12 protein-coding genes are annotated in these 14,634 nt (G+C 32.9%); 9 read left to right on the forward strand and 3 right to left on the reverse strand.

Features of this window, described 5'->3' with window-relative positions; translation table 11 throughout:
• Positions 1–283 precede the first annotated feature (283 nt).
• From AC1DEF_RS26590 to AC1DEF_RS26630, 9 genes are all read left to right on the forward strand, one after another.
• Complete coding sequence (locus tag AC1DEF_RS26590; protein ID WP_097825293.1) at positions 284–1,207, forward strand: ABC transporter ATP-binding protein; 924 nt, start codon at positions 284–286, stop codon at positions 1,205–1,207.
• Positions 1,208–1,939, forward strand: a complete 732-nt coding sequence (locus AC1DEF_RS26595; RefSeq protein WP_097825292.1) for an ABC transporter permease — start codon at positions 1,208–1,210, stop codon at positions 1,937–1,939.
• A 23-nt stretch (positions 1,940–1,962) separates the two neighbouring features.
• Positions 1,963–2,703: an ABC transporter permease gene (locus tag AC1DEF_RS26600; RefSeq protein ID WP_097825291.1), complete on the forward strand. Its 741-nt coding sequence runs from the start codon at positions 1,963–1,965 to the stop codon at positions 2,701–2,703.
• Positions 2,704–2,916: 213 nt separating this feature from the next.
• Positions 2,917–4,242 (forward strand): FtsX-like permease family protein, encoded by a 1,326-nt coding sequence (locus AC1DEF_RS26605; RefSeq protein ID WP_097825290.1) that lies wholly within the window; start codon positions 2,917–2,919, stop codon positions 4,240–4,242.
• Positions 4,243–4,451: 209 nt separating this feature from the next.
• The gene (locus AC1DEF_RS26610; protein ID WP_061859962.1) at positions 4,452–4,583 is read left to right on the forward strand and encodes a type A2 lanthipeptide; all 132 of its coding nucleotides are present in this window, start codon (positions 4,452–4,454) and stop codon (positions 4,581–4,583) included.
• A gap of 100 nt (positions 4,584–4,683) precedes the next feature.
• Entirely contained in the window at positions 4,684–7,905 is a 3,222-nt protein-coding gene (locus AC1DEF_RS26615; protein WP_097825289.1) for a type 2 lanthipeptide synthetase LanM family protein, read from the forward strand.
• A complete protein-coding gene (locus AC1DEF_RS26620; RefSeq protein ID WP_097825288.1) occupies positions 7,902–10,076 on the forward strand; it encodes a peptidase domain-containing ABC transporter in 2,175 nt (724 codons plus the stop codon). The genes AC1DEF_RS26615 and AC1DEF_RS26620 overlap by 4 nt, the downstream gene beginning before the upstream one ends.
• Positions 10,073–10,594, forward strand: coding sequence for a TlpA family protein disulfide reductase (locus tag AC1DEF_RS26625; RefSeq protein ID WP_097825287.1), 522 nt, complete (start codon positions 10,073–10,075; stop codon positions 10,592–10,594). Before AC1DEF_RS26620 ends, AC1DEF_RS26625 begins: the two co-directional genes overlap by 4 nt.
• Positions 10,594–11,016: a vitamin K epoxide reductase family protein gene (locus AC1DEF_RS26630; RefSeq protein ID WP_097825286.1), complete on the forward strand. Its 423-nt coding sequence runs from the start codon at positions 10,594–10,596 to the stop codon at positions 11,014–11,016. Before AC1DEF_RS26625 ends, AC1DEF_RS26630 begins: the two co-directional genes overlap by 1 nt.
• 682 nt (positions 11,017–11,698) lie before the next feature.
• Here the strand turns inward: AC1DEF_RS26630 and AC1DEF_RS26635 are convergent.
• From AC1DEF_RS26635 to AC1DEF_RS26645, 3 genes are all read right to left on the reverse strand, one after another.
• On the reverse strand, positions 11,699–13,561 hold the full coding sequence (locus AC1DEF_RS26635; RefSeq protein ID WP_097825285.1) for an ABC transporter permease: 1,863 nt from the start codon (positions 13,559–13,561) through the stop codon (positions 11,699–11,701).
• Positions 13,536–14,300: an ABC transporter ATP-binding protein gene (locus AC1DEF_RS26640; RefSeq protein WP_097825284.1), complete on the reverse strand. Its 765-nt coding sequence runs from the start codon at positions 14,298–14,300 to the stop codon at positions 13,536–13,538. Before AC1DEF_RS26640 ends, AC1DEF_RS26635 begins: the two co-directional genes overlap by 26 nt.
• 86 nt (positions 14,301–14,386) lie before the next feature.
• Positions 14,387–14,634, reverse strand: a 248-nt coding sequence (locus AC1DEF_RS26645) for an ATP-binding protein (protein WP_477727654.1), incomplete at its 5' end; no start/stop codon positions are given.

Raw genomic sequence — 14,634 nt, forward strand, 5'->3', positions numbered from 1 at the left:
CTTATTTTAAAGGAAAAACATTACAATTGGCTAGAGAGATTGTCTTTTTCAAATCTTACAATTTTGTAAGGAAATTAAAGATATAAGGGGATTCATTGTAGACCACTAAAAGAATTAATTTCTCTGATTAAAATTACATATTATGGAACCTTACAAGAATGTAAGTAAAATTCAAGGTGAAAGGATGGTAAGATAAATTATATAAAATTTATACTTAAATAGAAAAAAGTTAAAAAATTTAACTTAATATTCCATTTTGTATTTTGAAAAGGAGACGAGATAGATGAGAAGTATATCTAATGAGGTTCTAGTAAGAACAAAACGATTAACAAAACAGTTTGAAGATCAAATATCAGTAGATCATCTTGACTTAGAAATTAAGCGTGGTCAAATTTTTGGATTTCTTGGCCCAAATGGAGCAGGAAAAACGACAACCATACGAATGCTTTTAGGTCTAATGAAGCCTACAGAAGGAGAGGTTGAACTTTTTGGAAAAACTTTTAGTAATAGTCGATTAGAGATATTAAAACGAATAGGTGCCCTAGTAGAAGCCCCTTCTTATTATAGAAATCTAACAGGATACGAAAATTTAAGGTTATCTAGTAAGATTTTAGGAGTTTCAGAACAACGAATTCATGAGGTTCTAGATATTGTTCGCCTCACAGAAGCAGCCAACAAAAAGGTAAAACAGTATTCTCTGGGGATGAAGCAGAGATTAGGAATAGCATTAGCTTTATTGGGATCACCAGAGTTACTTATTTTAGATGAACCAACTAATGGATTGGACCCAAATGGTATTCACGAGATTCGTCAATTAATTAAGCGTATGCCCCAAGAGTTTGGAATTACCGTTATCATATCCAGCCATAACTTAGCAGAAATTGAAATGGTTGCTTCGCATGTTGGGATTATTCAATCTGGAAAATTGAAATTTCAGGGTACTCTAGACGAAATTAAAGAAGGGAACAAACCTGTTCTGGAGATAAAAGCAAATAATTTATATAAGGCGCAAAACATTCTTCAAAAGTTTGATGTTATCTCTCAAGTAGAAGGTGACACTCTACTTATTAATAATTTTACTGGGAAAGCGTCAGAAATTAATAAACAGTTAGTATCAAATAATATAGATGTTGAGCACCTAGTTGTTAAGATGAGAACTTTAGAAGACATTTTCCTAGATATAACAGGGCAAGTGGAGGCGGTCTAAATGTTTTGGCGTATAGTAAATGCGGAACGGATGAAATTAAAAAGCAATTGGGTCCTTTTTTCAATTGTAATGGCGCCCCTATTTGTATTACTAATTCAATTTGCAAACTTTATGTTTCGTTATCAAAGTGTAGTCAAGAAAGGTGATATACCTTGGGTTAAATTTATTGAGCAACATGCTGTTATTTGGGCAGTAATGATTCTTCCTATCTTAGCTGCAGTATTGTCTAGCATATTAATAGGAGTAGAAAATACAGATAACAATTGGAAGTATATACTTAGCCTACCTGTTAAACGTGGATATATTTATTTAGCTAAACTTTCTATTATCTTTTATCTATTAGTAGTAAGTTCCATTTTACTAGGATTAGGTATGATTGTGAGTGCAAGCCTTCTAAATCTTCCTGGGCAAGTACCAATAGTGTTTCTTATAAAAACATTATTGGGAGCACTAATTGGAGTTTTTGCAATTCTAAACATTCAATTTTGGCTCAGTACCAAGTTTGAAAACCCTGGTATTCCTTTAGCAATTGCAATTTGTGGGACAGTCACAGCTTTATTCCTATTACAATCTACGTTTACACGCTGGTTACCATGGGTGTATCCATATTTAACTCTTCCTATCAAATTAAATGAGGGAATCAATATTATATGGTATGTGTGTCAATCCGTTATATTAGGATTTTTATGCTTTGGAGCTGGTCTACGCCAATTTGTAAACAAAGATGTATAAATAAAAAGGAGGTTCATTAGACCGTGCATTTTATCCAGATACTACAAATGGAATTCCGTAAATTAAAACGATCTTATTCTTGGTTACTAATGTTTACAGCACCTTTATTAATGGTTGCATTTGGAGCCTACAATTTTGTTCGTTATAAAGATGTATTCCTGCAAGGTAACGCTATACCTTGGGAGAAATTAATTAGTCAAATTGTTACTTTTTATGGTTTATTGCTATTACCCTTATCAATTGGAGTATTAGCAGTATGGCTAGCTCGTATAGAGCATGCAGAGAATAATTGGAAATATTTATTAACTCTTCCTATCAATAGAACGTATATATATATTGCCAAAACGATTATCCATATCTTATTAGTGGGTTTATCGATGATGATACTATACGTGGGTATTATCATTGCAGGTAAACTTGTAAGTGTAGGGGATATTCCTTATCAAACCATGTTCCTAAAGGTTTTAGCTTGCTGGGTAACTTGTTTACCACTATTAGCTATTCAAATGCTACTCAGCATACGTTTTACTAATATAGGAATTCCCGTAGGAGTAGGCTTAGCTGCCTCTATAGCTACCATAATTATTTCTAACAGCGCTGCTGGTAGATACTATTTCTGGTCTTTTCCATACTTTTCATTACTACCCAATAATGAAAAAGCAGGTAGTATATCTCCTGTTTATATGATGGTATTTTCCACTTTTGTATTTATAATTGTTATATTAATGGGTTGCTTTAAATTTCGAAAGCAAGAAGTACAATGATAATTTAAATACAAAATTATGAAGTGATTTTAATAAATTATTCTTGTCTTAACTTTACTTAAACAATGGTTTTTTAATGAAAATTAGCTAAACAAAGAAGTGATTTTTGATTACAGTATATAAAATTGAATTTTATTTTTCTAATAAAGAAAGTGAAATTCAATTTTATATTCTTCTTTAAGTTCCTGTATTTAACTAAAAGGAGAAAGAAATATGACATTTAATCAATTAGTATGTAAAAATATTTTTCGTAATAAAAGGACATATAGTGCTTATTTCTTTAGTAGTTCTTTTTCTATAATGGTTTTTTTTATGTATGCTTTATTCGCTTATCATCCAGCTTTTTCCGTAGATATTATAGGAGGATATGTTTCTTTAGGTTTACACTTTGCCGAGTTTATTATTTATCTTTTTTCTATTTTTTTCGTTTTATATTCAATGGGAACTTTCTTAAAGTCCCGAAGAAAAGAATTTGGAATTTTAGTTATAAATGGAATGTCTCATAATCAATTAAGATATTTAATATTTTTAGAAAATATGATTATCGGATTTTTTTCAATAATCTTTGGAGTTGTGGGTGGTTTACTTATAGCTAAATTACTTTTATTAGTTGGTGAAAATACTCTTGGAATGAGAGGACAACTATCATTTTATTTTCCTACAAAAGCTCTCATTCTAACATTCACAGCATTTTTAATGCTCTTTTTTATAATATCTCTTTTTACCACTAACTTTGTAAAAGATAATAATTTAATTGACTTGTTAAAAGGTGATAGTAAGCCAAAACCTGAGCCTAAATCCTCAATTACTTTATGTATTATTTCTTTATTGTTACTAGGAGTGAGCTACGTAACAGCGTTAATATCTAAAGAAGTTCTTGTAATAGTTGTGATGGTTCCTGTTACGATTGCTGTGATCATTGGGACTTATTTATTTTTCTCACAATTAAATGTGTTTGTTTTACATCAGTTAAGAAAGATAGAAAAATTTTATAAAAATAATATAAATTTGATAGTGATATCAAATCTTATATATAAAATGAGAGATAATGCTCGTCTCTTTTTTATAATTACAATCGTTTTAACTGTTACATTTTGTTCTATAGGTACGCTTGTAGGAATTTGTTCGATGATAGCACAAACGGATAAAATTAATGAAAATGGAATTAATATAGTTTTATTTATTGGATTTTTTATAGGAGCTGTTTTCTTTATATCAGCTGGAAGCTTTGTTTATTTCCGTATTTACAGTGATCTTGAAGATGAAATAAAACAATATCAATATTTAACGAAGCTTGGGTTAACTAGTGAAGAGCTATCACGTATCGTTACATTCCAACTTGCGGCAATCTTCTTTGTGCCAATTATAGTAGCCACCATTCATGGAATTGTTGCATTAACTGCTTTACAACATTTATTTAATTTTAATTTAGCTAGAGAGTCAATTCTTGTATTGAGTTCCTTTATAATAATACAAGTTATATATTTTACCATTATGCGCTATAAACACCTAATTACTATTAAGCAAAGAGTAGAATAATTATAAAAATAATAGTATTTTTGCCAAAAGACCATTTTATATAAAATGGTCTTTTTAAATGGTAAATTAATCTTTATTTTTACATAAAGTTCATTATTGTTACAAAAATATACATAAAATTTACAAAATGTACTAGATTAATTACAAAATATGTGTATAATGAGAATTGTTAGGCGCCTGATACATAAAAATACGGGGAGGAATTAACCATGGAAGAGTTAAAAAATGTATTAGTTTCACTTACTGACGAGGAATTAGAAGAAGCTGCAGGTGCAGCAGGATGTGGATGGTCATGCACAATTACTGATGATTGTCCAAACAGTGTATTTGTTTGTTGCTAATTAAAAAAACCAATTTGTAAGTAAAGTTAAGACAAGAGGGAGATCTATCACTCTTGTCTTAATTGTTTTGTAGAATTTATCTCTATATGAGGGAGAGAAGATGATGGTCAGTACTTTTTCAAAAGAAATAAATCTTAAAGATTTGAAAAGGGGATTATATTTAACCGAACGTGATGTACAGATAAGTTTTACAAATAATTTGATGGAAAATGAAAATAAAGAAACAACATGGATTCAACAAACTGGGTTACCTTTGGAATATATAGAAAAGCGTCTTTCAGATGATGGTTTGAATAGAGAAAAATTCAAAAATATTTTAGCAAATAGGGATGACCCCACTTTTTCACAAGAAGAACCTAGTTGGATTAAAACATTAGAAGCTATTTTTAATAGGGGAAATTTGGAATTTGAAAATGTATTGTTTGATAACAAAGAGTTAGATAAACATCCTTTTCTTCCTTTTTTGCAGCCCTTTTTAAAATATACTAAATCCATCATTGATAAAAAATATAATGGCTATAAATCTACTAGATACGAAGCAATTATACCAGCTGATGTTCTAGAAAAAGCAGTTATAGAACCCACTTGTAAGGGTTTACTAACTTTATCTATGAGAGTATTAATTTACGAATTAAACTTAGCACGAGTTGAAAATCGTTTAGAAGGCGAATCTTCTGAATTACGCTTTCAAGATTTTATAAGAAATCACATATCAGAACACCACAATATATACATAATTTTAACTAAATATCCTGTACTAGCACGTCTTTTAGTGGAAACAATGGAAAAATGGCAAAACGCCATTTTTGAAGCAATTGACAGACTTTTAAAAGACCATTCATTAATTGAGCATTCTTTTAAAGGGAATTTTGATAAATTGGTTAGAATTCATACTGGTCAAGGAGACTTACACTGTAATGGACGAAGTGTTTTATCAATGGAATTTGCAACAGGAGAAAAGATTGTTTACAAGCCAAGATCTTTATCAATTGACGTTCATTTTAACAAATTAATTCAGTGGGTAAATAGTAAAGGATTTAAACCTACCTTAGAACCCCCACATGTAATAAATTGCGGTCAGTATGGATGGCAAGAATTTGCAAATTATGAAGAGTGCGAAAGCAATGAGGCTTGCAATAAATTTTATGAACGATTGGGTGCTTATGTTGCCATTCTTCATATGTTACATGCTACAGACATGCATATGGAAAATATGATTGCATCGGGAGAACACCCTCAGTTTATAGATTTAGAGTCTTTGTTTCATAACTTAGATGCAATAGTTGAAACCAAACTTACAGCTTTACAAAAAACTTCAGAAGAATTATCCCAATCTGTTCTGAGAACGGCTATTTTACCTGCTTCACTCTTTAAAACAGGTTCTTTTCGTTCTATCGAAATAAGTGGAATAGGGGGACATGCTGGCCAAAGACTTCCAAGACCTGTTTATAAATTAGCAAATAAGAATACAGATAAGATGAAAATGATAAAGGAAGTTGGCTTTCATACCGGTGCAAAAAATCGTGTAATGTTAAATGGCGAAGAGGTAGCACCAGAAAACTATATCCCTCAAATTACTGAAGGTTTTGAAAAAGCCTATATGATATTTTTAGAAAATAAAGAGGAACTTTTAAGTCAGCAAGGACCTATTATGAATTTTAAAGGGGATAAAGTGCGTTCAATTCTCCGTCATACACAATCCTACTCAACTATGCTAGAAGCTTCATTACATCCAGATAAACTAAAGAACGGTTTAGACCGTGTTCATTTGTTCGATTATTTATGGCGAATAGTTAAATTTAATTCAAAGATGGAACACTTTATCTCATCTGAAACTCGCGATTTATTAAATGGAGATATTCCTTATTTTGTCGCTCAAGTTGACTCTTTATCTGTTTGGGATAGTCAGGGCAAAGAAATAAAAAAATTCTTCCTAAATTCTGCGCTTGATCATACTTTACGTAGAGTGGAGGATTTTAGTTTAGAGGATTGCAAAAAACAAATAAGGTATATTCAAACTTCTATGACTACGATGTTAAAGAGATGGGACTTTAAAGAATATAGAAGTAATAGCTCTAAATTTATTCCAGAGAAAGTATCTTCAAGAGAAGATTTTATAAACGAGGCAAGAAAGATTGGCGACAAACTCTTACAATCATCTTTCTGGGGAGATGATAAGAAGGACATTAACTGGATCGGCATAGGTGCTTCTCTTAATGATCGATGGTTATTCACTCCTTTAGATGCAACCTTATATGATGGAGTATTAGGGGTCTCCCTATTTTACGCTTATTTATCGGAAGTTTCTGGAGAAATATCTTATAAGAACGTAGCAAAAGCTGCTGTAAATTCTGCCAATGATTTTCTCGAAAGGTACGATGGATTAAGTTCATTATCTGCATTTCATGGTTATGCATCAATCTCTTATGTTTTCAGTCATTTATCTGTATTATGGAATGATGAAAAATACATGAATGAGGCTCTTCAAGCTCTTTACCAATGTGAAAAATGGATTGAAAAAGATAATATGTACGACTTAATAGGGGGAGTAGCAGGCACTCTCTTAGTATCTTTAAGGCTTTATAAATTAACGGGCTGTAGTAGAGCTCTGAATATTGCCATTAAATGTGGCGAACATCTTATCAAAAATGCAAGAAAGCAAAAGGAAGGCTATGGATGGGTCTCATTTATGGACAATGAGACTGCTTTAGTAGGATTGTCTCATGGTGCTACCGGGATTGCATGGGCTTTATCAGAGTTATATGCCCAAACTGATGACAAAAGATTTTTAGAGTTTAGCAAGCAAGCTATTAGATATGAGCGCAGTATGTTTATTCCTGATGAGGGAAATTGGGCGGATTTAAGATACCGTGAGGAGCGAAGAAACTTAGGGATTAGTACTCCAGTTCAGTGGTGTCACGGCTCTGCAGGTATAGCATTAGGACGTTTAATGACAAAACTTCATTGGGAAGATGCTGAAATGATTCAGGAAATAGATGTAGCTATAAAAACTACATTAGAAGAAGGTTTTGGAGGCAGCCACTGCCAATGTCATGGAGATTTCGGAAATATAGAAGTTCTTTTATTAGCATCAGATATATTATGTAATGATGAATTGTTAGAGAAGGCACAGCAGATTGGTTCGTCTATTGTAAAAGAAGCTGAGAAGAGTGGATGGTTCTGTGGAATTCCCCAAAATGAAGAGACTCCTGGATTTATGCTAGGGTTAGCTGGAGTAGGATATGGATTGCTAAGGCTTGCTAACCCTAAAACAGTTCCCCCAGTAGTCACTTTAGGAACTCCTTTGAGGAATGGAAAATGATAAAGAGCAGGAATAGACGTTACCGTATTCCTTTTATCGAACAGATGGAACAATCGGAATGTGGACTATGCTGTTTAGCAATGATTCTTTCATATTATAAAAGTGAATACACATTATGGGAGCTAAGGGATAATTGGGGTGGCGGACGTGAAGGCATAAACCTACTAATTATAAAAAAGATTGCAGAATCCTTGAATTTAGAAACAGCTGCTCAGCGTGTATCTGCTAAAAACCTTGATAAAATTCAACTCCCTGCCATTTTACATTGGCAGGGAAATCACTTTGTGGTAATAGAAAAACTTCATAATAATAATATCCATATAGTAGATCCAGCCATGGGGCGTCGAGTCATAAATTTAGAAGAGATGAATATTGATCAAGAATTTATCTGTCTCTCTATTCAGCCAACTGCAGATTTGAAACGTCGTAAGATAAAAAAAGTTTGGCATGAATATATTAAATTTTTAATGAAGGAGCCCCGTTTAGTCAGTTTTATTATTTTATTTTCACTATGTGTTCAGCTTCTTGCTATCGTTACGCCCATGTCTGTCCAATTCATAGTGGATAACGTAATAATGAAAGAAGATAACTATGATTTTACAGGTATACTACCAATTGCATTGATACTATTAGTGGCCCTTCAATTTATTTTTTTCTTATTAAGGGCAAGAACTCTCGTTTATTTACAAAACCGTCTTGATTGGAATTTGATGGAACGTTTTTTTAGCAGTTTATTAAAACTACCCTTTCACTTCTTTCAAATGCGATCAAGTGGAGACTTAATACTGAGGGCGAACAGTAATATGATTGTTCGAGAGATTTTATCCACTAGAACGGTAACAATGTTATTGGACGGCGGTTTAATTGTATGTTTTTTATTTTATATGTTTTATAAGTCTCCGTATTTGAGTATTTATGTTGTAGCTATAGGAATAATTCAAGTTGGTTTAATGTTGATTGGTAACCGTTATACTAGTCGATTATCTCAGGAGGAGATTTTGAAACAAACAAAGGCTTCAAGTTACTTGGCTGAGGTGCTACGAGGTATATTGGTAGTGAAATCAGTAGGGGTAGAATCTAGGGTACATAATGAATGGGCAAATATGTTTTTGGAACAAATTAAGGCTTCTAAAAGGCGAGGAATCTTTAGTGCTTATGTAGACAGTGTTATGCAATCTTTACGTATTTCTGCACCTCTAATTGTTCTTTTGATAGGAGCCCAGGAAGTCATTTCTAAAAATATGTCAATTGGTTCAATGTTAGCTTTCTATACGCTGTGTATTAGTTTTTTTACTCCTTTAACCTCTTTAGTTACAACTTCTAACCAGATGGTTTTAATGGGAACTTATTTTAGACGTATCTTAGATATACTTGAAGCTACTCCTGAACAAAATGATGAGCTCGTAGTAAGTCCCCCAGAACTCCAGGGAGAAATTGAACTTAAAAATGTTAGCTTTAAATATAATCAGTATGGTCCTACCATTGTAAAGGATGTATCTGTAAAAGTTCATCCGGGTCAATTTATAGCTATTGTGGGAACTACAGGTTCCGGGAAAAGTACCTTAGCTTCGCTTTTATTAGGATTGTATCAACCTACAGAAGGACAAATACTATTTGACAAGCAAGATATTAAATATATGGATAAATCTAAGTTTCGTCAGCAGATAGGCGTAGTTACCCAACAAATACATTTATTTAACAAATCTATTTTTCAAAATATTGCGTTCCATAATGAAAATCTTACTTCTAGGGAGATAATTGAATCTGCAAAACTTGCAGAAATTCATGAGGACATAATGGGTTTACGTATGAATTATGAAACTGTTCTTTCTGAGGAAGGTAGCAATTTATCCGGTGGACAGCGTCAACGCCTTGCTTTGGCCCGAGCCCTTGTAAACAAACCGAAAATTTTGTTATTAGATGAAGCCAGTAGTGCACTAGATACAGTTACAGAACAAAAGATTCATCAGAATTTAGAGAAATTAAATTGTACGAGAATTGTTATTGCACATCGATTAAGTACAGTTAAAAAAGCAGATAAAATTATAGTTGTAGATAATGGGGAAATCACAGAAACTGGAAGTCATGAGGAATTACTAGACCTGGGTCGTGAGTATAGGAATCTTTATGAAAATCAGTTAACAAAAAGGGCTATGGAGGTATCTACATGAAGAAGTATTTTCAAATTGGAGCTTTAGCTTTTGTAATTATCATAGTTGGATTTGGAATTTGGGCATATAATAATCCACAAGCTGCTATAGAGACATTTTTTGACATGGGTGGGAATGAAGAAGGGGAATCTATTCCACTTATAACTGGAAAAGAAGTGAATGGGGATACTATATCTTTAAAACAGTATGAGGGTAATAAATTCGTAGTTATGCTTGGGAAAATTGATTGTGAAGTGTGTCAAAAAGCTTATCCGACATTGGAAAAGTTAAAAGCAGAGCACCCAGATACTCGATTTGTATTAATAGGACAAGGAAGTCCGGAAGCTTATGCTAAGGTAAAAAAAGAACATGGTTTTGAATTTCCTCTTATTTCGGCGAGTAAAGATATTCAAAAGCAAATGAATTTTAAAACTTTTCCTGTTTTTTATCTAGTTGATAAAAATGGTGTTATTGTCAAGAGATTAAATGGATTTGATGAGGAGAAATTACAGAACATTCTTAATGAAGGTGAGTCTTGATGAAAACTAGTGTGCAAATTATAACTTTACAAATAATAGCGATTTTAGGCTTGATCATTTGTATCTATTTATATCTATCTCATGTTGCTAGTAGTTATTTCTGTCCTGTAGGGGATTGTTTGAAGGTAAATAGTAGTCAATACGCTGAAGTAGGTAATATACCCATGTCTATATTAGGTATTTCTTTTTATACGTTCTTGTTTATATTAACTTTTTTCCTAAAAAGAAATTTCTTTAAGTTGATTATTAAGGTTTCCTTAGTGATCGGATTATTGTTTTCTATGTACTTAACTTATCTAGAGTTATTTGTAATTAAAGCCATTTGTTTCTGGTGTGTAATGTCGTTTTCTCTTGTAATTATAGGAAGTATAGTAGCATTTTCTCCCTTTTCGAAAAATGTAAGTAATGTAAGTGGAGTTTAAAATAAGAATTGGTTTTTAATGTTTAATTCTAAAAAGTGTGGTCCACGTACAGCAAAGCATTAGTATTACTTAAAATTAAGTGCTGTGAAAGATTAAATACTTATTTTAATGAAGTACTGGGTGGTTTTGAAAGACTTAGCAGTGACTTCAATAAACATATTAACTAGAGTTGAAGTAGATATTCTTATCTCACACAAGGCACTTTAGTTATGAACCGGTATGTTTAATGTAAGAGCCTTTCAGGGGCGCCAAGAAGAAAAGCTTGCATCAAAATGGTGCAGGCTTTTTATCTTTTATAGGTGATTGGAGAAAAAACTCAACCATATAATGGCGAGATACAGTATGAATGAATTACTATGCAGGGTTAGAGACACCTTCCTTAACTAATGGAGGAATTTTTCTGGATTTAAGATGTATAAAGTATACACCTTTAGTTCTCCTAATGTTCTTGTTGGTAACTATCAAAATCCATAATTATCACTGGGATACCACTATTGTTATGCGTAATTAGCCAAATTGTACATAAGATATTAGATAAGAAAATAGAGTTGTGCTTAAAAAGAGTCAAGCAGGAGAGGCGAAAGAGCATTTTTAAATTAAGTAAACCCTGGATTTTTTCTTTTTTCTTTCAAAAAAAGAATTAAACAAAGTCTAATCCTTTTTTACTGTATTGTTATTAAACTTAAATTGACGCCTTAATCTGCTTTGTGTAGAAAAAGCGTACAATGAAGAAATAAGCAATCTGAATGACTAGAAAAACACTTAGAACAATAACGGATTCCTTAAATAGATTAAAGTAGAACAGGTGTGATAATGCCGTAAGAGCTACAGCACCATGAATAAGCGCCACAACGATTGGTACGAAAAACAGAATCATGGTTTGCCTATTTAATACTTTTTTAAGTTCTTTATCAGTTAACCCCATTTTTGATATAGACTTGAATTTTTGTTTATCTTCATCCAGGTCCATATAAAGTCGGAAGTATAGAAAACTACCAGCTGATACAAAAAAGACAATACCAATAAATAGTCCTACAAATAAGATGGGACCGTAGCCTTTCATTATTTCATATATTTCATAATCTACTGCTGTAATCTCAGATCTTGGTAGTTTCTTGTATAGCTTTTCAGAGGCTGCCATCACCCTGTCTTTTCCATCTTGTGCTTGCCAAGCATAATAGCTTTGCTCATCCTCTGGCTTAGGAAGTTGACTATAGTCTTCATCGGATACGATATAGTATGAACCAGATACAGGTAGGGATTTTGATTGAATTATTTCCTTTGCTCTTAAAGTAGAACCTGAAGTTAATTTAATTGTTTCATTTAGTAAATCTCTCTTTGGCTCGAGGTTTGTACCGATAAAATCAACAACCATAACCTGCCCATTTTTTAAGTTAATAGGAGTTTCTCCAGTAAGTAAGGCAAATCTGTTAAAATCAGACTGATTAATAATAAGGGTTTTGTCTCTGCCAACTTTATAATAATCTAACATTGTGTGCTCTGAATCTGCTTTAATGTTTTCTTCCTTTAAAGTCTTATTTATAAATGCAACGTTTTGTTTCTCATTATCTTTAGATGGCTTATAAGAAAATGTAGCTGCATAAGTAGATTTTACGCTTGAAGTCATAACGGTTTGAAATCCGAATAAAGAACCAATTGCACAAAATGCGACGGTTGAAACCATAGCTACCATGAAAAAAGTTCGTGCATTATCTTTCATACGAAAGGCCAAATCCGAAAATAGCAACATGTTGGTTTTAAACCAAAAAACACGCTCATTCTTCCTTAGTCTTCCGATAATAAACACGCTTAGTTGCGTAAACAACAGATAAGTTCCAACGCAAACAACGATGATAACTGGGATCATTGCACCTACAACCATTGCTCCCTTTGCTAATAAGGCACTAACATACCCTGCTCCTAATAAAAGTACAGCTAATAATGTTAAAAAAAGATTCGATTTTGGCTCACCCTTAGATATTTTACTGCCTTTAATTAATTCCATTAGCTTTTTACTACGTAGAATATACGTGACAAATATGGAAATAAAGAAAAATAAAATCGTAAAAGAAACAAAAGTAACTATGATTGCTTTGACTGGAAAATAAAAAGATAGCGCATGTTCAATAATCAATACATTTTCAGCTAGTAGTAAAATGGCCTTTGCAAAAACAAGACCAAGAAATATACCGCCTAGTGTTGCTGAAAATCCAATGAGCATATTTTCTATAAACACCATCAAACGAATTTGTTTCATTGACATACCTTGTATCATTAATAAACCAAACTCTTTTTTACGGGATTGTAAAAAAGAGCTCATGGAATATAAGACAAACAATAAGGAAAACACATAAATAATTCCTGCTGCCGCATTCATTCCTGTTGTTACGCTTGAGCTCATATCGTCTCCACTTAATACAGGATGGTTGGCAAAAATAGAGAAGGTAAAAAAGACCATGACCGTAAACAAACTGCTAAGAAAATAGGCTGCATATAACCTCTTATTACGTATGACGTTGTTAAACGCGAACTGTCGAAAGGTCATGTGCATTCCCTCCTAATAAAGAAAGTGTATCTATAATCTTTTGGAAAAAGGCCTGACGATTATCACCACGGTGTATTTCTGAATAGAATTTACCATCACGGATAAAGATGACACGATTACAATAGCTCGCTGCCTGCGCCTCATGTGTCACAAGCATCATTGTAGTCTTCTCGTTTTTATTGATAAACTCAAGCATTTCCATCACGTCTTTTGAAGACTTGGAATCAAGATTTCCTGTTGGCTCATCTGCCAGTAGAAGCTTAGGAGTATGAATCATAGCTCTCGCCACAGCTGCTCTTTGTGCTTGTCCACCAGATATTTCATAAATCCTTTTTTTCATAATGCCCATAATTCCTAATTTCTCAGCGATTTCATATGCCTTTTCCTTCATTTCACTCACTTTTTTTCCGTCCAATGTTAATGGTAGGACAATATTTTCTTCAACTGTTAAGGTATGAAGTAAATTAAAGTCTTGAAAGACGAATCCCAATTCCCGACGGCGAAATTTTGCTAACGCATCTTTTTTTAATATATGAGGGTTCTTTTCATTAATTAGGATTTCCCCTGTTGTGGGTTCATCAATAGTAGCAATCATGTTTAGTAGCGTTGTTTTCCCACTTCCTGATGGACCCATAACCCCTACAAATTCCCCATGGTCAATGGTCAAATTTATATCTGTTAAAGCACGATAGGCAATTTTCCCTTCATAAATCTTACTCACTTGCTTTACTTTTAACATCACAAGCTCTCCTCTCTATGTACTTGACTTGTGATTAGTATATCTTTTATGTAATCTTAAAAAAATCGTTTTTCCTTTCACTTATCTTACATCCTTGTAAGGTTTTGTGTTTTACCAAAAATCACTTGAAAGGCTGACCCTTGACCCAATTTGGATTCAAATTCAAGTCGATGGCCAAGGTGATCAGCTGCTTCTTTCGCTAAATATAGACCCATGCCTGTAGATTCTCTAAACTTCCTTCCGTTTTCACCTGTATAAAAGGGGTCAAACACACGGCGCTTGTCCGTTTCAGGAATCCCAACCCCAAAATCTTTCACTTCTAAAACAGCCTCTC

It is taken from the genome of Priestia sp. 10L35, from assembly GCF_056395685.1.

Excerpts from the sequence above, each read along its gene's own strand:
- AC1DEF_RS26590 (WP_097825293.1), top strand. The coding sequence starts at position 284 with ATGAGAAGTATATCTAATGAGGTTCTAGTAAGAACAAAACGATTAACA.
- AC1DEF_RS26595 (WP_097825292.1), top strand. The coding sequence starts at position 1,208 with ATGTTTTGGCGTATAGTAAATGCGGAACGGATGAAATTAAAAAGCAAT.
- AC1DEF_RS26605 (WP_097825290.1), top strand. The coding sequence starts at position 2,917 with ATGACATTTAATCAATTAGTATGTAAAAATATTTTTCGTAATAAAAGG.
- AC1DEF_RS26610 (WP_061859962.1), top strand. The coding sequence starts at position 4,452 with ATGGAAGAGTTAAAAAATGTATTAGTTTCACTTACTGACGAGGAATTA.
- AC1DEF_RS26615 (WP_097825289.1), top strand. The coding sequence starts at position 4,684 with ATGATGGTCAGTACTTTTTCAAAAGAAATAAATCTTAAAGATTTGAAA.
- AC1DEF_RS26620 (WP_097825288.1), top strand. The coding sequence starts at position 7,902 with ATGATAAAGAGCAGGAATAGACGTTACCGTATTCCTTTTATCGAACAG.
- AC1DEF_RS26625 (WP_097825287.1), top strand. The coding sequence starts at position 10,073 with ATGAAGAAGTATTTTCAAATTGGAGCTTTAGCTTTTGTAATTATCATA.
- AC1DEF_RS26630 (WP_097825286.1), top strand. The coding sequence starts at position 10,594 with ATGAAAACTAGTGTGCAAATTATAACTTTACAAATAATAGCGATTTTA.
- AC1DEF_RS26635 (WP_097825285.1), bottom strand. The coding sequence starts at position 13,561 with ATGACCTTTCGACAGTTCGCGTTTAACAACGTCATACGTAATAAGAGG.
- AC1DEF_RS26640 (WP_097825284.1), bottom strand. The coding sequence starts at position 14,300 with ATGTTAAAAGTAAAGCAAGTGAGTAAGATTTATGAAGGGAAAATTGCC.